Source organism: Thioclava sp. JE_KL1 (assembly GCF_009296265.1).
Lineage (GTDB): Bacteria > Pseudomonadota > Alphaproteobacteria > Rhodobacterales > Rhodobacteraceae > Thioclava.
Genome location: NZ_WBJS01000002.1, coordinates 136,492 through 157,019 on the forward strand (window position 1 = coordinate 136,492; position 20,528 = coordinate 157,019).

The 20,528-nt window shown below is 64.4% G+C and carries 21 protein-coding genes; 15 read left to right on the forward strand and 6 right to left on the reverse strand.

Going from position 1 to position 20,528, the window contains the following annotated elements:
- Nucleotides 1-61: 61 nt before the first annotated feature.
- The 10 genes from pyk (at nt 62) to F8R15_RS03510 (ending at nt 9,763) form a co-directional block, all read left to right on the forward strand.
- A complete protein-coding gene (pyk, locus tag F8R15_RS03465; RefSeq protein WP_078542186.1) occupies nt 62-1,507 on the forward strand; it encodes a pyruvate kinase in 1,446 nt (481 codons plus the stop codon).
- A gap of 36 nt (nt 1,508-1,543) precedes the next feature.
- On the forward strand, nt 1,544-1,786 hold the full coding sequence (locus tag F8R15_RS03470) for a hypothetical protein (protein ID WP_152843576.1): 243 nt from the start codon (nt 1,544-1,546) through the stop codon (nt 1,784-1,786).
- A 143-nt stretch (nt 1,787-1,929) separates the two neighbouring features.
- On the forward strand, nt 1,930-2,130 hold the full coding sequence (gene rpmI / locus F8R15_RS03475) for a 50S ribosomal protein L35 (protein ID WP_078542184.1): 201 nt from the start codon (nt 1,930-1,932) through the stop codon (nt 2,128-2,130).
- 18 nt (nt 2,131-2,148) lie between these two features.
- Nucleotides 2,149-2,514, forward strand: coding sequence for a 50S ribosomal protein L20 (gene rplT, locus F8R15_RS03480; RefSeq protein ID WP_078522551.1), 366 nt, complete (start codon nt 2,149-2,151; stop codon nt 2,512-2,514).
- Nucleotides 2,515-2,915: 401 nt separating this feature from the next.
- Nucleotides 2,916-3,989 carry a phenylalanine--tRNA ligase subunit alpha gene (gene pheS / locus F8R15_RS03485; protein ID WP_078522552.1) on the forward strand — a complete coding sequence of 358 codons (1,074 nt, stop codon included), beginning with the start codon at nt 2,916-2,918 and terminating at the stop codon, nt 3,987-3,989.
- Nucleotides 3,986-4,615 carry a hypothetical protein gene (locus F8R15_RS03490; protein ID WP_152843578.1) on the forward strand — a complete coding sequence of 210 codons (630 nt, stop codon included), beginning with the start codon at nt 3,986-3,988 and terminating at the stop codon, nt 4,613-4,615. The genes pheS and F8R15_RS03490 overlap by 4 nt, the downstream gene beginning before the upstream one ends.
- Before the next feature lie 74 nt (nt 4,616-4,689).
- Nucleotides 4,690-5,121 (forward strand): ASCH domain-containing protein, encoded by a 432-nt coding sequence (locus F8R15_RS03495; protein ID WP_152843580.1) that lies wholly within the window; start codon nt 4,690-4,692, stop codon nt 5,119-5,121.
- Nucleotides 5,081-5,374 (forward strand): YrhK family protein, encoded by a 294-nt coding sequence (locus F8R15_RS03500; RefSeq protein WP_078522554.1) that lies wholly within the window; start codon nt 5,081-5,083, stop codon nt 5,372-5,374. Before F8R15_RS03495 ends, F8R15_RS03500 begins: the two co-directional genes overlap by 41 nt.
- A gap of 10 nt (nt 5,375-5,384) precedes the next feature.
- Nucleotides 5,385-7,793 (forward strand): phenylalanine--tRNA ligase subunit beta, encoded by a 2,409-nt coding sequence (gene pheT, locus F8R15_RS03505; RefSeq protein WP_152843582.1) that lies wholly within the window; start codon nt 5,385-5,387, stop codon nt 7,791-7,793.
- A gap of 347 nt (nt 7,794-8,140) precedes the next feature.
- A complete protein-coding gene (locus F8R15_RS03510) occupies nt 8,141-9,763 on the forward strand; it encodes a GMC family oxidoreductase (protein ID WP_152843584.1) in 1,623 nt (540 codons plus the stop codon).
- Here the strand turns inward: F8R15_RS03510 and F8R15_RS03515 are convergent.
- From F8R15_RS03515 to F8R15_RS21395, 3 genes are read right to left on the reverse strand one after another with little or no spacing between them, the layout of a single operon-like run.
- Nucleotides 9,739-10,125 (reverse strand): GFA family protein, encoded by a 387-nt coding sequence (locus F8R15_RS03515; protein WP_078548890.1) that lies wholly within the window; start codon nt 10,123-10,125, stop codon nt 9,739-9,741. The two genes, F8R15_RS03510 and F8R15_RS03515, sit on opposite strands and share 25 nt — an antisense overlap.
- Entirely contained in the window at nt 10,125-10,853 is a 729-nt protein-coding gene (locus F8R15_RS03520) for a rhomboid family intramembrane serine protease (RefSeq protein ID WP_078542179.1), read from the reverse strand. Before F8R15_RS03520 ends, F8R15_RS03515 begins: the two co-directional genes overlap by 1 nt.
- A 40-nt stretch (nt 10,854-10,893) precedes the next feature.
- Nucleotides 10,894-11,301, reverse strand: a complete 408-nt coding sequence (locus F8R15_RS21395; RefSeq protein WP_168173979.1) for an META domain-containing protein — start codon at nt 11,299-11,301, stop codon at nt 10,894-10,896.
- Between the two features lie 166 nt (nt 11,302-11,467).
- Here F8R15_RS21395 and F8R15_RS03530 point away from each other — a divergent pair, with 166 nt between their 5' ends.
- On the forward strand, nt 11,468-13,435 hold the full coding sequence (locus F8R15_RS03530; RefSeq protein WP_152843588.1) for a heme lyase CcmF/NrfE family subunit: 1,968 nt from the start codon (nt 11,468-11,470) through the stop codon (nt 13,433-13,435).
- Between the two features lie 3 nt (nt 13,436-13,438).
- On the forward strand, nt 13,439-13,915 hold the full coding sequence (locus F8R15_RS03535) for a cytochrome c-type biogenesis protein (RefSeq protein WP_152843591.1): 477 nt from the start codon (nt 13,439-13,441) through the stop codon (nt 13,913-13,915).
- Between the two features lie 343 nt (nt 13,916-14,258).
- Here F8R15_RS03535 and F8R15_RS03540 read toward each other — a convergent pair whose 3' ends face one another.
- Together F8R15_RS03540 and F8R15_RS03545 are read right to left on the reverse strand one after the other, a co-directional pair.
- Nucleotides 14,259-15,713 (reverse strand): NAD-dependent succinate-semialdehyde dehydrogenase, encoded by a 1,455-nt coding sequence (locus F8R15_RS03540; protein ID WP_152843593.1) that lies wholly within the window; start codon nt 15,711-15,713, stop codon nt 14,259-14,261.
- 1 nt (nt 15,714) lies between these two features.
- Nucleotides 15,715-16,989, reverse strand: a complete 1,275-nt coding sequence (locus tag F8R15_RS03545) for a 4-aminobutyrate--2-oxoglutarate transaminase (RefSeq protein ID WP_152843595.1) — start codon at nt 16,987-16,989, stop codon at nt 15,715-15,717.
- Between the two features lie 158 nt (nt 16,990-17,147).
- On the opposite strand from F8R15_RS03545, the gene F8R15_RS22085 reads away from it, so the two are divergent.
- Nucleotides 17,148-17,732 (forward strand): cupin domain-containing protein, encoded by a 585-nt coding sequence (locus F8R15_RS22085; RefSeq protein WP_078522564.1) that lies wholly within the window; start codon nt 17,148-17,150, stop codon nt 17,730-17,732.
- 9 nt (nt 17,733-17,741) lie between these two features.
- On the opposite strand, the gene F8R15_RS03555 is transcribed toward F8R15_RS22085, so the two are convergent.
- Nucleotides 17,742-18,698, reverse strand: coding sequence for a LysR family transcriptional regulator (locus F8R15_RS03555; protein ID WP_152843597.1), 957 nt, complete (start codon nt 18,696-18,698; stop codon nt 17,742-17,744).
- A 155-nt stretch (nt 18,699-18,853) separates the two neighbouring features.
- Between F8R15_RS03555 and F8R15_RS03560 the strand changes: the two genes are divergently transcribed.
- Together F8R15_RS03560 and F8R15_RS03565 are read left to right on the forward strand one after the other, a co-directional pair.
- A complete protein-coding gene (locus F8R15_RS03560; protein WP_078522566.1) occupies nt 18,854-19,639 on the forward strand; it encodes an ABC transporter substrate-binding protein in 786 nt (261 codons plus the stop codon).
- A 95-nt stretch (nt 19,640-19,734) separates the two neighbouring features.
- Entirely contained in the window at nt 19,735-20,526 is a 792-nt protein-coding gene (locus F8R15_RS03565) for a creatininase family protein (protein ID WP_168175225.1), read from the forward strand.
- Nucleotides 20,527-20,528: the final 2 nt, after the last annotated feature.

Below are 20,528 nucleotides of genomic sequence, written 5' to 3' on the forward strand. Positions count from 1 at the left end.
TTGCGCCATACGCTTACTTGGCCCACGAAATGACATCAATTTGAACGGAAAACGAGGACGCATGAGACGCCTTCGCAACGTGAAGATCGTGGCTACGCTGGGCCCTTCTTCCTCGGACTATGACAGCATCAAAGCTCTGTTCGTCGCAGGCGCGGACGTGTTCCGCCTGAACATGAGCCATGGCAGCCACGAAGAGCATCGCGCTCGGCACGCCATCATTCGCCAACTCGAAGCCGAATTCGGCCGCCCGATCGCGATCCTAGCGGATCTTCAGGGCCCGAAACTGCGCGTCGGCACCTTCGCCGCGCATGGGGCGGAGCTGGAAGACGGCGATAAGTTCCGCTTCGATCTCGACGAGACGCCGGGCGCCACGCATCGCGTGTGCCTGCCGCATCCCGAGATTTTCCAAGCGCTCGAGCCGGGCTCGGAACTGCTGGTCAATGACGGCAAGATCCGTCTGGTGGTCGATGACTGCGGCGATGATTTCGCGAATTGCACCGTCACCGTGGGTGGCACGATCTCGGACCGCAAGGGCGTGAACGTCCCCGACGTGGTACTGCCGCTGGCCGCACTGTCGGAGAAGGACCGCAAGGATCTGGAATTCGCCTGCGAGATGGGCGTCGACTGGCTCGCGCTGAGCTTCGTGCAGCGCCCCGAAGACGTGGAAGAGGCGCGCGATCTGGCCAAGGGCCGCGCGGCGATCCTGTCGAAGATCGAGAAACCCTCGGCGGTGCGCAGCTTCGACGAGATCCTTCAGGCCTCGGACGGGATCATGGTCGCCCGCGGCGATCTGGGCGTGGAGCTGCCTGTTCAGGCCGTGCCGCCGATCCAGAAACAGCTGATCCGCAAATGCCGCACCTGGGCAAAGCCCGTGATCGTGGCGACGCAGATGCTGGAATCGATGATCGAGAGCCCGATGCCGACCCGCGCAGAGGTCTCCGATGTCGCGACCGCGATCTACGAGGGCGCCGATGCGGTCATGCTGTCTGCGGAATCCGCAGCGGGCAACTACCCGGTCGAAGCGGTCGAGACGATGAACAACGTCGCGATCTCGGTCGAGAAGGATCCGACCTATCGCGAGGTGATCGAAGCCTCGCGCCATGCGGCCCGTCAGACCGTCGCCGACGGGATCGTGGCCGCCGCGCGCGAGATCGCCGAAACCACCGACATCGCGGCGATCTGCGCCTATACGCAATCGGGCAAGACGATTGCGCTCATCGCGCGGGAGCGTCCGCGCGTGCCGATCATCGCGCTGTCACCGATCGAGGCGACTCTGCGCCGGGTCTCGCTGACCTGGGGCGTGCATGCGGTGCCGTGCGGCGAGCTGGAGCGGTTCAAGCAGGCCGTCGTCAACGCCGCCCGCGCGGCGCGCGATTTCGGCTTTGCCGACGAGACGCAGCAGATCGTCGTCACCGCTGGCGTGCCGTTCAACGTGCAGGGCACCACGAACATCCTGCGCGTCGCACCCTGTGATGAGCGATTGATTTACCGCACTGACCCTGAGTAACCTTTCCCAAGAGGGTTGGTGACAAGGGCGCAGGCGATGGATCTTTCTTCGATAGATGCCGATCTCCTGCTGACGATCGGGCTGGCGATCGCGATCATCGCGATCCCGGCTGCGATCTCTGCCTTCTCCGACAGCCGCCCGCCGCGGGCGGCGACGGTCGGGATTTTGGTGGCGGGGGCGTTGATCCTGCTGGCCTTCTACGCCCGACCGGGAGGCTATACGCTCAAGACGGTACCCGAGGCGGTGGCGCGTGTCTTGGCTCGCGTGGTCAATTACTAGCGTCGCCCTTGGGGGGGGAGGCGGTTCCGGATTTTTCCCTTGCCAAACGGACCTGCGGCGTCTAACAGGCCCACTCTGAACCCGCGCGGCCGGCCCAAGTGGCATGCCGAGTCGCGCTTCCACACCCTGCAAAGGAGCTGTAAATGCCCAAGATGAAGACGAAATCCGCTGCCAAGAAGCGGTTCAAGTTCACCGCGACCGGCAAGGTCAAGGTCGGTCCGGCCGGCAAGCGTCACGGCATGATCAAACGCTCGACGAAATTCATCCGCGAAACCTCGGGCACCATGGTGCTCTGCGAGGCGGATACGAAGATCGTCAAGAAATACATGCCCTACAACCGCTGAACTCGGGAGACTTGAACAATGGCACGCGTCAAATCCGGTAAGGTCACCCACGCCGCGCACAAGAAAGTGCTCAAGAAGGCGAAAGGGTATTATTCCTCGCGCTCGCGCAACTTCCGCACTGCGACCCAGGCGGTCGACAAGGCGAACCAATACGCGACCCGCGACCGTAAAGCCCGTAAGCGCAACTTCCGCGCGCTCTGGATCCAGCGTATCAACGCCGCCGTGCGCGCCGTCGATGCGGATCTGAGCTACTCGAAGTTCATCTTCGGCCTCAACCAGGCTGGCATCGAAGTGGACCGCAAGGTTCTCGCCGATCTCGCCGTGCACGAGCCCGAAGCCTTCGGCGCGATCGTCGAGCAGGCGAAAGCCGCCGCCGCCGCGTAATCGGCTTACGACAGAATTCGGGAAGGGCCGCTCCATCTGGGGCGGCCTTTTTCGTTTCGCGTGGGAGGCTGGCCGGGGAGGGGGCTCTGCCCCCGCTCCTTCGGAGCCCCCCGGGATATTTCCACCAAGAGGAAGAAAAAACGCCCGGCTCGGGCCCATCGTCGGGCAGCTGACCGGGCGCTTCTCCTCGAGCGGTCATCGGCGTCCCCGCCTGTACCGCGTCTCTGAGACAATCCGATTCTGGTTAAGGATCTGTTGCGCTTCTTCTCGAGGGAAATATCCCGGGGGAGGTCGCAAGGCCGGGGGCAGCGCCCCCATCCGCCCTTTGCCTGCAAGCGCGAGGTTGCAAAGGCGCGCCGGCGCGGCTAACCCGTGGGCCAAGCAAATTCCCGGGGAATGATATGCAAGAGCTTCGCGATAAATACCTGAGCGCCGTGGCCGATGTGACCGACGAGGCCGCGCTGGAAGAGATCCGTCTGGCCGCCTTGGGCAAGAAGGGCGAAATCAGCCTGAAGATGCGTGAGCTGGGCAAGATGACCCCGGAGGAGCGCCAGACCACGGGCAAGGCGCTCAATGTCCTGAAGGACGAGATCGACGCGGCGCTGCGCGCGAAGAAGGCGGCGCTGGCGGATGCGGCGCTGGATGCGCGGCTGCGCGAAGAATGGCTCGACGTGACGCTGCCGGGTCGGCCGCGGCGGCAGGGCACGATCCACCCGGTCTCTCAGGTGATGGACGAAGTCACCGCGATCTTCGCCGATATGGGTTTCGCGGTCGCCGAAGGCCCGCAGATCGAAGACGACTGGCACAATTTCGACGCGCTCAACATTGCGCCCGAACACCCCGCGCGGCAGGAGCATGACACGTTCTTCATGCATCGCGACGAGGGCGACAATCGTCCGCCGCATGTGCTGCGCACCCATACCTCGCCGGTGCAGATCCGCGCGATGCTGGAGCAGGGCGCGCCGATCCGCGTGATCGCGCCGGGCCGCGTCTACCGCATGGATATGGACCAGACCCACACGCCGATGTTCCACCAGGTCGAAGGTCTGGCGATCGGGAAAGACATCTCGATGGCGAACCTGAAATGGGTGCTGGAGGAGTTCTGCAAGGCCTTCTTCGAGGTGGACGGCGTCGAGCTGCGTTTCCGCGCCTCGCATTTCCCCTTCACGGAGCCGTCGGCCGAGGTCGATATCCGCTGCTCGTGGGAGGGCGGCAGCCTGAAGATCGGCGAGGGCGACGACTGGATGGAGATCCTCGGCTCGGGGATGGTGCATCCGAAAGTGCTCGAGTCGGCCGGGATCGACCCGAATGAATGGCAGGGCTTCGCCTTCGGCATCGGGATCGACCGCCTCGCGATGTTGAAATACGGCATCCCCGACCTGCGGGCGTTCTTCGAGAGCGACCTGCGCTGGCTGAAGCATTACGGGTTCAGCGCGCTGGATCTGCCGACGGTGGCTGGTGGGTTGAGCCGGTGAAATGGCGTGATGCGCACCGAGGCCTTAATTGGCCCGTTGCGGGTCTCCTAACGCTCATATGCATCGGAGGCGTTATCTGCCTGCCTACGGCAGCCACGGGTATCATCGGTGCAACCGCAGCTCTCATAATTGGTTTTGTGGCATATCCTTGGCAGAAGGCTCAGGATCGGAAAAACGAACGGCACCGCGAGCTGAGAGAGTTCTACTTTCAAACCGTCTCAGAGCTCGTGGAACTGCGGGGGTCGCTCGCTCGAGGGCCACGTCTAGCAGATGGTGCTTCTCAGTTGGATGCAGCTGAGAATTGGGCCGGCGATATCCTGTTTAAAGTAAATGTAATAGTGAGCAGGGTTTTTCTCGTTTCTGAAGAGCAGAAGACGATCGACGCTGCGATGGAAATGCAGCGCTTTACGCTGGATTTCTTGAGCGGATTCATGAAATTCGCTGAAAAGGAAATTGGAACTGGCATCGTAGGCGGTGCTGAATTGCGCGAAATATCAGCTAAGTACTGGCAACAAACGCGACAGGCCTACGACGCCATGCAAACGAAACTAGAAACGTCCTTTACGAGTGAGGTTCATGGGCGCGAAATGAAAGTTGAGCATTCGCCATTTGAAAGCGATAATTGAGAAGTGGCCTGATCCAGTTTCGCTAGTGCTAAAGTGATTTTCGCTTTGCTTCCCCCACCCAAAAAGGAAGCCCCATGCCCGACCCCATCACCTTCACTTTCGGCGACAGCCGCGCGCTCTGCGACCAGCTCCTCGCCCTGATCCGCGAAGGCAAGAAGACCGCCACCTGCGGCGCGCTCACCTATTTCACCGAAGGGGGCGAGGATATGCCGGTGGTCGGTCGCCGCGATATCGCGCTCGACTGGGACGGCAAACCGGCGGTGATGATCGAAACCGTCGAGGTCACGATCCGGCGGTTTTGCGATGTCGATGAGGATTTCGCGCTGGCCGAGGGAGAGGACGAGGCGCTGGAAGGCTGGCGGCAGGGTCATCAGGCCTATTTCGAGCGTAACGGAGGTTTTACCCCCGAGATGGAACTCGTTTGCGAACGGTTTCGCTTGGTAAAGGATTATCAAGGAGAACCCGATGGCCCAGAAGAAACGCCTCTTCGACACCCCGAAGCATGAACAAAGCCCCGAGCAGCGCCGCTTCGTCGCCCTCACCGAGATCGCCTATACGGTGGTCGATTTCGGCGCGGCCTTCTGTTTCGTCATCGGCTCGATCTTCTTCTTCTACGAGAGCCTGATGATCCCCGGCACGTGGTTGTTCCTGATCGGGTCGCTCCTTTTCGCGGCAAAACCCTCGATCCGGCTTTGGCGGGAGTTGAAACTCCTTGAGATGGGGGATTACAAGGACCTCGCGCAGCGCAAGCAATCCTGAGGGAAGTCCGATGAAATTCACCCTGTCCTGGCTCAAGGATCATCTCGAGACCGAGGCCACCGTCGATCAGATCGCCGAGGCGCTCACCGATCTGGGTCTGGAAGTCGAGGAAGTCGTCGATCCGGCGGCGAAGCTGGAGACGTTTACGCTCGCCAAGGTGCAGTCCGCCGAGCAGCACCCCGACGCCGATCGTCTGCGGGTCTGCATGGTCGAGACGGATGAGGGTGTGACGCAGATCGTCTGCGGGGCGCCGAATGCGCGGGCCGGGATCACGGTCGTGCTGGCCAAGCCCGGTGACTATGTGCCCGGCATCGACGTGACGCTGTCGGTGGGCAATATCCGCGGGGTGGAGAGCCACGGGATGATGGCCTCCGAGCGCGAGCTGGAGCTGTCGGACGAGCATAACGGGATCATCGAACTGCCGTCGGGCGAGGTCGGGCAGAAGTTCACCGACTGGCTGGCTGCGAACCGTCCCGAGGCGGTCGATCCGGTGATCGAGATCGCGATCACGCCGAACCGTCCCGATGCGCTTGGCGTGCGCGGGATTGCGCGTGATCTCGCGGCGCGCGGTCTGGGCAAGCTGAAACCGCTCGACGTGCCGAAGGTCGAGGCTGCGCTCAAAGCTCCGATTTCGGTGACGATCGACCCGGCGCTGAAGGACAAGGGCTGCCCACTATTTGCAGGCCGCGTGATCCGCGGTGTGAAGAACGGGCCGTCGCCTGAGTGGCTGCAAAAGCGGCTCAAGGCGATCGGTCTGCGCCCGATCTCGACGCTGGTCGATATCACGAACTACTTCACCTATGACCTGAACCGGCCGCTCCATGTCTTCGACATGAAGAAGGTGGCGGGCAATCTGGTGATCAAGCCGGCCGAGGGCGGCGAGGAATTCCTCGCGCTCGACGAGAAGACCTATACCGTGCGCGCGGGCGACATGGTGATCTGCGACGACAAGGGCGTCGAGAGCCTTGCCGGGATCATGGGCGGCGAGGAATCCGGTGCGGATGAGGACACGGTCGATGTGTTCCTCGAAAGCGCCTATTGGGACCCGATCACCATCGCCGCGACCGGTCGTGCGCTGAAGATCAACTCGGATGCGCGGTATCGGTTCGAGCGCGGTGTCGATCCGGCCTTCACGCTGCCGGGGCTCGATCTGGCGGCGAAGATGGTCGTCGATCTCTGCGGTGGCGAAGTGTCGGACGTGGTGATGGACGGCGCGGTGCCGGATGTCCGCCGCGCTTACAAGCTGGACCCGGCGCGGGTGATCTCGCTCGTCGGTATGGATATCCCTGAGGCCACGCAGCGCGAGACGCTGGAGGCTCTGGGCTTCACGCTCGACGGCGACATGGCGACGCCCCCGACCTGGCGCCCCGATGTGCTGGGTTCGGCCGATCTGGTCGAGGAAGTGGCGCGCATCGCCTCGCTGACGAAGCTCGAGGGTAAGCCGATGGGCCGCGAGACGACCGGCGTGCCGGACGCGATCCTGACGCCGATGCAGCAGCGCGAGCGGATGGCGCGGCGCACGACGGCGGCTTTGGGCTACAATGAATGCGTGACCTACAGCTTCATCGACGAGGCCTCGGCCAAGCTGTTCGGCGGTGGCGCGGATGCGACGAAGCTGGAGAACCCGATCAGCTCGGAGATGACGCATATGCGCCCCGATCTGCTGCCGGGTCTCTTGCAGGCGGCCGCCCGCAATCAGGCGCGCGGTCTGAACGATCTGGCGCTGTTCGAGGTGGGCCCTGCGTTCAACGGCGGCGAGCCGGGCGAGCAGGTTCTGCAGGCGACCGGGCTTCTGGTCGGTCACTCCGCGCCGCGCGATCCCTTCGGCTCGCGCCGTCCGGTGGACCTTTATGATGCGAAGGCCGATGCCGAGGCCGTGCTGGCCGCGGTTGGGGCTCCGGCGCGGGCGCAGATCAACCGCAAGCTGGACGCGTGGTGGCATCCGGGCCGCGCAGGCAATGTGGCGCTTGGTCCGAACCTGCTGGCGACGTTTGGGGAAGTGCATCCCAAGGTGCTGCGCGAACTGGGCGTGAAGGGCCCGGCGGTCGCCTTCACGATCCGTCTGGCAAACATCCCCTTCCCGAAGAAGAAGGGCGCAACGCGGCCCGCGCTTCAGATTTCCGACCTGCAGGCGGTCGAGCGCGATTTCGCCTTCGTCGTGGATGCGAATGTCGAGGCGCTGACGGCGGTGAACGCGGCGATGGGTGCAGACAAGAAGCTGATCGAGAGCGTGAATGTCTTCGACCAGTTCACCGGCGCCAAGGCCGAGGAGCAGATGGGCGCGGGCAAGAAGTCGATCGCGCTGACGGTGCGGATGCAGCCCGCCGACAAGACGCTGACCGATGCCGAGATCGAAGCGGTGAGCAAGAAGATCGTCGAGAAGGTGAGCAAGGCCACCGGCGGCACGTTGCGCAGCTAAGGTTGTCCTCGAGAGAGTTTGGAACGCCCGGTCGGAGAGACCGGGCGTTTTCTTTTGTGTGTAGGGGAGGGCGGGGCCAGACCGCCGGGTGGGCGTCGCCCTCTGAGGTTGGCGCTTTATCCCCGCCACGTCCGGGCGACCTCGACCCGCGCGCTGCCGCCACAAAAGCGCCCGCCCGAGGGGGCGGTCGGGCGTTGCCCGGGCCGCTTCGCGGCTGATCCGGGCATTCAACTCTAGCCGTTCTCACCCGAGGCTTGGGCGCGTCCCTGACCCGTCCGACCCAGCGTAATTCTTCCCTATCTTCCGAAACCCGTTAGGCTTTTCGCGAACGAGGGAAGGAGGAGCCCTTGCGTTTCGATTATCTCATTCTGGGCGGCGGCTCGGCGGGGTCGGTGCTGGCGGCGCGGCTGTCGGAGGACCCGCTCGTGACTGTCTGTATTGTCGAGGCAGGCCGCGAGGCGCGCGACATCTTCGTGCGTGCGCCTGCGCTGGTCGCGACGATGGTCGCGGGGCGGCCGCCGATCCACAACTGGGCGCTGCGCACCGTGCCGCAGCCGGGGTTGAACGGGCGGCGCGGGTTTCAGCCGCGGGGCCGGGGGCTTGGCGGATCGTCGGCGATCAACGCGATGCTCTATGCGCGCGGCCAGCCCGAGGATTACGACGGTTGGGCCGAGGCGGGCGCCGAGGGCTGGGACTGGGAAACCGTGAAGCCGTGGTTCCTCGCCTCCGAGCGCAATGCGCGCGGGGCGTCGGACTGGCATGGCGCGGCGGGGCCGTTGCAGGTCGGCGATCAGCGGCGGCCGCGCGCGATCAGCCGCGCTTTCATCGAGGCTTGCGGCTCGGTGCAGTGTCCGCCAAACGAGGATTTCAACGGGCCGCGGCAGGAAGGGGCGGGGCTCTATCAGGTCACGCAGTTCTGGGACGGTCCGCGCAAGGGCGAGCGCTGTTCGGCGGCGGCGGCCTATCTGCATCCCGTGATGACGCGGCCCAATCTGACCGTGCTGACCCGCGCGCGGGCCGAGAAGATCGAGATCGCGGACGGGCGCGCGACGGGGGCAATCGTCCGGCAAGGCCGCAAGCGGATGAAGATCGAGGCCGCGCGCGAGGTGATCGTCTCGGCGGGGGCGTTCGGCTCTCCGCAGCTGCTGATGCTGTCCGGGATCGGGCCTGCGGATCATCTGCGCGAGGTCGGGATCGAGTCGCGTCTCGATCTGCCGGGTGTGGGGACGAACCTTCAGGATCATCTGGATTACGTCATCAGCTACACCTCGCCCCGGCGCGACGTGGTGGGGCTGAACCCGCGCGGGCTGATGCGGCTGGCGCGGGCGGCGGGCGCGTGGCGCAAGCATGGCGAGGGGCTGTTCGCCTCCCCCATGGCCGAGGGGGGAGCCTTCCTGAGGAGCGATCCGAGCCTCACCCGACCCGATCTGCAGATTCATTTCGTCGTGGGTATCGTCGATCAGCATATGCGCAAACCGCATCTGGCCGATGGCTGGTCCGCTCATATCTGTCCGCTGCGGCCTCAGTCACGCGGGACGCTGCGACTGGCCTCAAACGATCCGCGCGCGGCGCCCTTGATCGACCCCGAATACCTCTCCGATCCGCGCGATGCAGAGCTGCTGCTGAAAGGCGCGCGGCTTCTGGACCGGATCGCCGAGGCGGAGCCCCTCACCCCGTGGCGGGGGCGCAGGTTCTATCCGCATGACGGGACGGATGAAGGGCTGATGGCCGACATCCGGGCACGGGCGGATACGATCTACCATCCGGTCGGCACCTGCGCGATGGGGCAGGGCGAGATGTCGGTGGTCGATCCTCAGCTGCGGGTGCGCGGGATCGACGGGCTGCGCGTTGTCGATGCCTCGGTGATGCCGCGGCTGATTTCGGGCAATACCAACGCGCCGACGATCATGATCGCCGAGCGCGCCGCCACGTTCATTCGAAAGGATCAGTCGGCGCGATCGGTCGGGTGATTGACGCCGTCATTCCACGGCACCGGATCGAGATCGCGCGGGTTCACCCCTTCCAGACAGGCGGCATTCACGCCGTATTGGTTCGGGTTCGAGCGGCGCTGGTGATGGGTGTAGATGCCGCAGGTTTTGCAGAAGTAATGCTTCGCGGTCATCGTGCCGAATTGGTAGAGCGTCAGGTTGTCCTCGCCCTTCACGATGCGGATGCCCGAGAGCGGGGCCGAGACCGCCACCGCCCCGCGCCGACGGCAGAAAGAGCAATCGCAACGCCGTTTGGTGTTCAGCCCGTCGGAGAGGGTCACCTCCATCTCCACCGCGCCGCAATGGCAGGTCAGGCGGTGGGGCGATTGAATCTCGGGCAGCATCAGCGTCTCCGTGTGACTGTGGGGATATTGGTCTGGCGCTCGCGCGCCTCGGGGAAGGGTGGGTGGCCATGGGTGAGCCGCCAGAAGAGCGGCCCGCCAAGGCGGTACCAGAGCGGCAGCGTCAGAAGCGCGCCCGCCACGAAGCCGCCGATATGGGCCATATGTGCCACCCCGCCTGCCGTGCCGCTAGTGACTTCATTGAAGAGCTGAATCACGAACCAGAGACCCAGAACCAGCCACGCAGGCGTGGCCCAGATCTTGAAGAAGACGAGGAAGTAGAAAAGCACGTCGATCCGGGCTTTCGGATAGAGCAGCAGGTAGCCCCCCATCACGCCTGCAATCGCCCCCGAGGCGCCGACCATCGGCACAGTCGCATCGGGGTTCGCCGCGATCTGTGCGAAGGCGGCGGCCAGCCCGCAGGCGAGATAGAAGATCAGGAACAGGACGCGCCCCATCCGGTCTTCGAGGTTGTCACCGAAAACCCACAGAAACAGCATGTTGCCCGCCAGATGCAGGATACCAGCATGCAGGAACATATGGGTGAAAAGCCCGTGCCATGCGACGCCATGGGTCACCGCGGCAGGCCAGAGCGCGTTGTTGAGCCAGAGTTCCCGCATATCGCCGCCCCAAGGCGCGGTGAAGACATAGACCACGATATTGATCGCGATCAGGGTCCATGTGACCCATGGGGTGCTGTAAGAGGGGTTGTGATCGCGGATCGGGAACATCGCCCGAGAGGGCCACGCCCCGCACCGCCGGTCAAGGCGCTTATTGCGTGGCTTCGATCACCGTGTCGCCCTGCGCGATCAGCTCCAGCCGGTCCTGCGACAGTTTCACCGTATCGACGCGGGCCATGGCCGAGTGGAAGGCCTTCTCGACACCCATTGCGGGCTCGGGGCACATCATGCGTGTTCCGGCCAGTTCGCCGACGCGCACCCGGCCGTCCTTTTCCGAGATCCGGCCGTTATAGTGATTGCAGCCCGCCTTGCCCGCGATCAGGCCCTTTTCGGGATGGGTCAGCGTGACCTCGACGCCGTCGGGCAGGGGCTTGCCGTCGATCGACACCACTTCCCAGATCGCGTTCGGTGCAATCGCCTCGAGAGGGTCGCCCGGCTCAGACTGGCATCCTGCCACAAGCCCCAAGGCCAGCAGCGGCCCGATCACGATCGCACGCATTTTCGCATCCCTCCTGGTCTCACGCGCCTTGCTTAGACCTTGAGAATGGGGCGCGCCATTCACGCCCCCGTGAGCGGCTGTCGGAAAGTTGCGACATCGGCGCGCATCCTCCTTGGCCCGAAGGCCGTATATCTCTATGCTCTCGCCCCGCGACAGGAGGAGTCCCATGATCAACGAACTCGGGCATTTTGCCCTGATTCTCGCCTTTGCGGTGGCCATCGTGCAGGCCATCGTGCCAATCGTCGGCGCGCAAAAAGGCTGGCGCGGCTGGATGGCAGTGGGCGAACCCGCAGCGACAGCTCAGTTTCTGCTCATCGCGGTGAGCTTTGCGGCGCTGACCCACGCGTTCGTCGTGTCGGACTTCTCGCTGAAGCTGGTCTGGGCGAATTCCCATACCGACAAGCCGATGCTCTACAAGATCACCGGCGTCTGGGGGAATCACGAAGGCTCGATGCTTCTGTGGGTTTTGATCCTGTCGCTCTTCGGGGCGGCGGCAGCCGTGTTCGGTGGCGCTCTGCCGCCGCGACTGCGCGCGCGCGTGCTGAGCGTTCAGGCCTGGATCGGCGTGGCCTTCCTCGGCTTCATCATCTTCACCTCCAACCCGTTCCTGCGTCTCGCAGAGCCGCCGTTCAACGGCGAGGGGATGAACCCGCTGCTGCAAGACCCGGGCTTGGCTTTCCACCCGCCCTTCCTCTATCTCGGTTATGTCGGTCTCTCGATGTCGTTCTCCTTCGCGGTGGCGGCGCTGATCGAGGGCCGGGTCGACGCGACCTGGGCGCGCTGGGTGCGGCCGTGGACGCTGGCGGCCTGGATCTTCCTGACCATCGGCATCGCGCTGGGCTCGTGGTGGGCCTATTACGAGCTTGGCTGGGGTGGTTTCTGGTTCTGGGACCCGGTGGAGAACGCCTCCTTCATGCCGTGGCTCTTGGCCGCCGCGCTGCTGCACTCGGCCATCGTGGTCGAGAAGCGCGAGGCGCTGAAGTCGTGGACCATCCTTCTGTCGATCATGGCCTTCGGTTTCTCGCTGATCGGCACCTTCATCGTGCGTTCGGGCGTGATCACCTCGGTGCATAGCTTCGCCTCCGACCCGCAGCGCGGCATCTTCATCCTCGGCATTCTCGCGCTCTTCGTGGGCGGGGCGCTGACGCTCTATGCGTTCCGCGCGACCTCGATGCAGGCCAAGGGCGTGTTCTCGATGCTGTCGCGGGAAACTGCGCTGGTGATCAACAATATCCTGCTGGCGGTTGCGGCACTGGTGGTCTTCGTGGGCACGGTCTGGCCGCTGGTCGCGGAGATGTTCTTCGACCGCAAGCTGTCGGTCGGCGCGCCGTTCTTCGATCAGGCCTTCACGCCGTTCATGGTGATCCTCGCCCTGATCCTGCCGATCGGCGCGATGATGCCGTGGAAACGCGCGCGTCTCGGTCGCGTGGTGAAGCCGTTGATCCCGGCCTTCGTGCTGGCGCTGGCGGTGGGCGGCCTCGCCTGGGCCGTCGAGAGCGGCAATTCGCTGCTCGCGCTCGTCGCGGTGTTCCTGGGCAGCTGGCTTGTCTTCGGGGCGATGACCGAGCTGTGGCAGCGTTCGGCGCGCAATTTCGGACGCCTCAAGCGCCTGCCGCGCGCCGATTGGGGCAAGGCCACCGCGCATGCGGGTCTGGGTGTCACCTTCATCGGCATCGGTCTTCTGACCGCGGGCCAGATCGAGGATATCCGCGTCGCCAAGATCGGCGAGCCCTTCACCGTGGACGGCTACCAGATCACGCTTCAGAAGGTCGAACAGGTCAAAGGTCCGAACTACACCTCCTCCACCGGCACGATGACGGTCGAGAAGGACGGCAAGCTGATCGGCACCATGCATCCCGAGAAGCGCGTCTATCCGGTGCAGCGGATGCCGACGACCGAAGCCGCGATCCATACCACGCCGCTGGGCGATATCTACCTCGTGCTCGGCGATCCGCAGGATCAGGGCGGCTACGCGGTGCGCACCTATATCAAGCCCTTCGCGGACTGGATCTGGGCGGGCGCGATCATCATGGCGTTGGGCGGGCTGCTGAGCCTGTCGGATCGCCGCTACCGTGTGGCAGCGGGGGCGCGCAAATCGCGTGCCGCCCCGTCGCAAGCGTCTCCGGCGGAGTAAACGATGCTCAGGAAAACCTTCTTTGCCTTGGCGTTGATGCTTTCGGCGCTCCTCTCGATCGGGCCTGCGCTTGCGGTGCAGCCCGACGAGATCCTGAAGGACCCGGCGCTCGAGGCGCGGGCGCGCGAAATCTCCAGAGTACTGCGCTGCCCGGTCTGTCAGGGCGAGAACATCGACGACTCCAATGCCGAGGTGTCTCGGGATCTGCGGCTGCTGGTGCGCGAGCGCTTGCAGGCGGGCGACACCAATAGCCAGGTGATCGACTACATCACCGCGCGCTACGGCGAATATGTCCTGTTCGAACCGGAGAAGCGCGGGGCAAACCTGCTGCTGTGGTATCTCGGCCCCGGGGCTTTGATCGTCGCGCTGATCGGCGGGTTCTTCTATGTCCGCTCGCGCCGCTCCGCGTCCGAGGGTCCGGCTCAGCCCGATCTCTCCGAGGACGAGCGCAAGCGGCTGAATGAGCTGATGGGCGAGTAGGGGGCAGGGCGCCGTTCTCTAGGTTCGGCCCGAGGCCATCCGACGATCGTGCAGCGCGGCTGCGCCCGGAGCGCGGGCGAAGCCGCAGGGCGCGCGCCGGCCCGTCCCGACGGGCTGGCGCATTGGACAGCTATCCGAGACGTTCGAGCGGTGGCAGGGCCTGGCAGGCATAAAGCGCCTGCGTCCCGAGGTCTTGAGGCGCCACCCCACGGTCCGCCGCGCGCCCTGCTACTGTGACCGTAGTGTCGATGGCGCAGGCGCTCTTCAGGCCTCTAAAAATGAAAGAAGCTGCGGGAAGACCCGCCGCTTCTCTATTCTCGCCCTGATGTCTCAGGTTCAGCGCTTACTCGATCCCGCCGAGGCACATGTATTTCAACTCGGTGAAATCCTCGATCCCGTATTTCGAGCCTTCGCGGCCGACACCGGATTGCTTGATGCCGCCGAAGGGCGCCACCTCGGTCGAGATCAGACCGGTGTTCACGCCGACGATCCCGGTCTCCATCGCTTCGGCCACACGCCAGACGCGGGCGAGGTCGTTGGCGTAGAAATATCCCGCCAGCCCGAACTCGGTCGCGTTGGCCATCTCGATCGCCTCGGCCTCGGTCTCGAAGCGGATCAGCGGAGCGAGCGGCCCGAAGGTCTCCTCGCGCGCGACCCGCATCTGCTGCGTCACGCCGGTCAGCAGCGTCGGCTCGAAGAAGGTGCGCCCGAGGTTCGAGCGATGCCCGCCTGCAGCGACCTGCGCGCCCTTTTCGGTCGCGTCCGAGATATGCGCCTCGACCTTGGCCAGCGCGTCCGCATTGATCAGCGGCCCGGTGGTCACGCCCGGCTCGAAGCCGTTGCCGGGGCGCAGGGTCGCAAGTCGCGCGGTCAGCTTCTCGGCGAAGGCGTCATAGACACCGGCCTGCACGTAGATCCGGTTCGCGCAGACGCAGGTCTGCCCGTTATTGCGGAACTTCGCGATCATCGCGCCTTCGACCGCCGCATCGAGATCGGCATCGTCGAAGACGAGGAAGGGCGCGTTGCCGCCCAGTTCAAGACTGATCTTCTTCACCGTCTCCGCCCCTTGGCGCATCAGGATCTTGCCCACGCGGGTCGAGCCCGTGAAGGTGATCTTGGCGACCTTGGGGTTGGCGCAGAGCTCTTCGCCCATGCCCGCCGCATCGACGCCGGGGATGATGTTGAAGACACCCGCCGGGATGCCCGCGCGCTCGGCCAGAACGGCCATCGCGAGGGCCGAGAGCGGCGTCAGCTCGGAGGGTCGCCCGACGAAGGTGCAGCCCGCGGCCAGCGCCGGGGCCAGCTTGCGCGCGATCATCGCGTTGGGGAAGTTCCACGGCGTGATCGAGCCCACCACGCCCACGGGCTGGCGGATCACGAGGATGCGCTTGTCGCGCTGGTGGCCGGGGATCACGTCGCCATAGACGCGCTTGGCCTCTTCGGCGAACCATTCGAGGAAGCTTGCGCCATAGGCGATCTCGCCCTTGGCCTCGGCCAGCGGCTTGCCCATCTCGGCGGTCAGGATCGCGGCGAGGTCGTCCTGATTTTCCATCATCAGGTCGTGGAAGCGGCGCAGGTAGCCCGCGCGCTCCTTGCCGGTGAGCGCGGCCCAGTCCGGTTTCGCGGCATGGGCGGCCTCGATCGCGGCGCGCGTGGCGTCCACGTCGAGATCGGCCACCTCGGCGACGGTCTCGCCGGTCGCAGGGTCCTGCACGGCGAAGCGCTTCGCGCCCTCGATCCACTCGCCGTTCACATAGGCGCGGGTCTCCAGCAGGCTCGGGTCGTTCAGCTTGAGCATATCAGCCCTCCTTCGCGGCGGTCATCGCCTCTTCGAGGATGTCGAGCGCCTTGGCCATCTGGTCGTCGGGGATGGTGATCGGCGCGAGGAAGCGGATCACGTTGCCATAGACGCCGCAGGTCAGCAGCAGCAGGCCGCGGTTGAGCGCTTCGACACGGATGCGCTGGGTGAGGGCTGCATCGGGCTTGCCGTCCGACATCAGCTCGACCGCGACCATGAAGCCGGGGCCGCGGATCTCGGCGATCTCCGGCATGTTGGCGCGGATCGCCTCCAGACGCTGCTTGAGACGCGAGCCGAGCTCGTTGGCGCGGGCGCAGAGGTCTTCCTCCTCGATCACGTCGAGCACCGCGTTCCCGGCCGCGATACCCAGCGGGTTGCCGCCATAGGTGCCGCCCAGACCGCCCGGGTTCGCCGCGTCCATGATCTCGGCTTTCCCGGTCACCGCCGCGATCGGAAGACCGCCGCCCAGACCCTTCGCCATCGTGGTGACGTCGGCCGCCACGTCGTAGGCGTCCATGGCAAACAGCGTGCCGGTGCGCGCGAAGCCGGTCTGCACCTCGTCGGCGATCATCACGATGCCATGCTCATCGCAGAAGGCGCGCAGGCGTTTCACGAAATCATGCGGGGCGGGGTTGAAGCCGCCTTCGCCCTGCACGGGCTCGAAGATCACCGCGGCGAGGCGCGTGGGGTCGAGATCGGTTTTGAACAGGCTCTCCATCGCGGCGAAGCTGTCCTCGGTCGACACGCCATGCAGCGCGTTCGGGAAGGGGACGTGGAACACGTCGGGCATCATCGCACCGAAGCCCGCCTTGTAGGGCGCGACCTTGCCGGTGAGCGTCATCGTCATGAAGGTCCGGCCGTGGAAGCCGCCGCTGAACGCGATGACCGCGTTGCGACCGGTGTAGGCGCGAGCAATCTTGATCGCGTTCTCGACCGACTCGGCGCCGGTGGTGACGAAGATCGACTTCTTGTCGAAATCGCCCGGCACCTTTTCGTTGAGCCGCTCGGCGAGGCGCACATAGGGCTCGTAGGGCATCACCTGATGGCAAGTATGGGTGAAGGCGTCGAGCTGGGCTTTCACCGCCTCGATAACTTTCGGGTGGCGGTGGCCGGTGTTCACCACCGCGATCCCGGCGGCGAAATCGATCAGCTCGCGGCCATCGGCATCGGTGACGGTGGCGTTCTCGGCGGAGACGGCGAAGTTCTGGGTCTGCACACCCACGCCCCGGGCAAGGGCGGCGGCGCGGCGGGTTTCGAGGTCGGCATTGCTGGACATTGGCACTCCTCAGGGGCTGGAGAATCACGGAATGATGTGACGCTAGTGTTTAACGGATAACTGTGCAATGTTTAGTTTGTTAAACGCATGGTGAAAGCGCGCGTGCTGGAAATCCGCCCGGCCGCACTCTAGAACAGGCACAGGACAGGAGGCTTGCGGTGAGCGAATTCGACGTGGGCGGACGGCTTCGGGCGATCCGCGAGGACAAGGGATTGTCGCAGCGCGAGCTGGCGCAGCGGTCGGGCGTGACCAACGGGCTGGTCTCGCTGATCGAGCGCAACAAGACCTCGCCCTCGATCACCTCGCTGCGCAAGATCCTCGAAATCCTCGAGACGACGCTGGCGGAGTTCTTCGACAGCGATACGCCCTCCGAGCCCGGCAAGTTCGTCTTCCGGCATTCCGAGCTTACCGAGATCAACCCGGGCCGGATCTACCGCTCGGGCGGCGCGGCGCTCGATGCGCTTTCGCTCAAGCGGGCGGGCAAGTCGGGGCAGACCAACATTCTGCTGCTCTACGAGACCTATGAGCCCGGCGCCGATACCGGGGCGGAGGCCTATGCCCATGAGGGCGAGGAGGGCGGTTTCGTCATCGAGGGCGAGTTGCTGCTGACGGTGGGCGAGACCACCGAGCTTCTGCGCGCGGGCGATGCCTACCTGTTCGACAGCCGCCTGCCGCACCGGTTCCGGAACGTGGCCAAGGCGCGTTGCGTGGTGGTCTCGGCGGCGACCCCGCCGACCTTCTGAGACGCGCGCTCAGTAATAGGTCCGCTCTTTCAGGTCGCTCTCGGCCATCATTTTTTCGCAGGCCGCGAGGAAGGCGGCTTCCGCGCTCGACTGCTTTCGCTGCCGATTGGTGAGCAGGTAGATATTCACCATCGGCAGCCCGTCATAGGGCGGCAACTGGCGCAGCCGGCCCGACTCCACATCGCGATGCGCGACATGCAGCGGCAGCGCGCCGATCCCGACACCGGCCACGATCATCCGGCGCAGCTCGTGCAGGTTCGACGACACCCCGCGCCAGCTCGGCGCGAGCTTGGCCCGTGCGCGCAGCAGCGAAACCGGGTGAAGCGGGCCGTCCTCGGTCTCGGTCTGGAACGACACCGAGGTCTCGCCTTCGATCTCGGCGAGGGTGATGTCCTCGCGGTCGAAAAGCCGATGGCGCGTGCCGCAGAACAATCCGAAATACTCGCGGTAGAGCACCTGCGCGCGGAGGTTCTCGGGCGTCTTGTGAAGCAGGCAAATCCCCAGGCTCGCCCGATTCTGTTGCACCCGGTTCACCACTTCCTCGCTCTCGGCCACCGTCATCGAGAAGGTCACCTTCGAATGTTCGGTGGCGAAATCATGCAGCACCGCGTCGTAGTGATCCGAGATCACATGCGAGGTCGTCGTGATCGCGATATGGCCGCGCAGCTCCTCCGCGCCAGTCTCCAGCAGGGAAGGGATCTGCGACACCGCGCCGAAGATCTGGGCGCATTCCTGATAGAGCAGGTTTCCCGCCCTAGTGACCTTGAATTCATTGGGCTTTCGGATGATCAGCTCGTGGCCGGTGCGTTCCTCCAGCCGCTTGAGCGCGGCCGAAATCGTGGGCTGTTTGAGCCCCAGAAGATAGGCCGCCCGGGAGATGCCCCGCTGCTCCACCACCACCATGAAAGTGCGCAGAAGGTTCCAGTCGAGATGCCAGGGGAAACGTTGTTCGTAGGGCTTGACCATAGCCTAGATCTATATTGAAGATTTCTATTATTTATTTGCGCAATGGCGGTCGCCATGCAAGCGTTTCCGTCAACGAGGCTCTGGAAGGGGCGCTCGCCGTGGCGGGACGCGCCGGAAACAAGGCCGCCCGCAGTCATGACCAACAGGAGAAATCCATGACCAACCGCAGAACCGTTCTCAAAACCATCCTCGGGGCTGGCTCGCTCGCCGCGACCGGCATTTCGCTGCCCAGCCTCGCCGCGGCTGACGAGCTGGAGAGCCTCAAGGACAAGGGCGTGATCCGGATCGCCATGTCGGGCGCCTACCCGCCCTTTAACTTCATCAACGATTCGAACGAGGTCGTGGGCTTCGACCCGGCTATCGGCGAGGAGATCGCCAAGCGCATGGGGCTGAAGACTGAGATCGTGACGACCGCGTGGGACGGGATCATCGGCGGTCTGCTGGCCAACAAATACGACGCCATCGTCGGCTCGATGTCGATCACCCCCGAGCGCGAGAAGGTCGTCGATTTCGTCGGTCCGTATTACACGACGAAACGCGCGATTTTCGTGCTGCCCGACAGCCCGATCAAGTCCGTTGCCGACCTGAAGGACGTGACTGTGGGCGTGACGCTGGGCGAGACGCACGAAGAGTGGGCGCGTGAGCAAGGCTATGACGTGAAGACCTACAAAGGTCTGCCCGAGCTGATCCTCGAGCTTCAGAACGGTCGTGTCGACGCGATCATCAACGACTCGATCGCGGCGATCCTCGCGATGAAGAAGAACGATTACAAATACCGCATTCTCGACGATCTGAAGACCGACGCGATCGGTGCGGGCATCGCCATCCGCAAGGGCAATCCCGAGCTGAAAGACGCGATGCAGAAGGCGCTCGATTCCATGATGGAAGACGGCACCTACGAGAAAATCGCGATGAAGTGGATCGGCGCTGACATCCGCTGATCGGCGCGATCCAAGGAATGGTGGGCAGTCCGTCGTCTGACGGCTGCCCCGCCACACCCCAAACTTCGATGGATTCCCGAAAGGACACCGAACGGATGACCGCCGATTATGGAAAGCTGACTTGGGAGCAGGTCCGTGACGCGGATAAGGATCGTGTGGTGATCCTGAATGTTTCTGCAACGGAAGATCACGGGCCGCATATGCCGCTCGATACCGATACGGTTCTGGGAATGGCGGTGGCCAACGGCGTTGCCGAAGCCGCGCCTGACGAAGTTTTCGTCATGCCCGCGATCCCCTATGGCTTCAACGAGCATCACAAGGACTTTCCGGGGGTCATCTGGATTCAGCCGGAGACGCTGATCAATTTCGTCTGCGACGTGACCGAGTCCCTCGCGCATCACGGCTTCCGCCGGATCCTGCTGCTGAACTCGCACGGGTCGAACCACCCGATCCTCGATCTCGCGGCGCGCAAGACGGTCATACGCACCGGCATCATCTGTGTCTCGGCGTCCTATTGGAACTTGTGCAGCGACCGAATTCAGGGCCTGCGCAAATCCGAGGTGGGCGGCATTGCCCATGCCGGAGAATTCGAAGCTGCGATGTACAAGCATCTGCACCCCGAGCTTGTCGATCTCGACAAGGCCGAGTGTCAGAACCTGCACGATCCCGACACCAAATTCTTCAATCTCGATTTGGCGGCCGGTGGTGGCAAGGCGATGCTGATGCGCTGGTGGTCCTCAGTCTCGCCGGACGGCACGATGGGGGATCCAACCGTCGCCGATGCCGAGACTGGCAGGGCGTTCCTAGAAGCGGCAATCGAAGAGACGACAGCGCTCGTGCGCGAGATACGCGCGCTGCCCATCCTGTCCCGCCGCGATCATCATTAAGG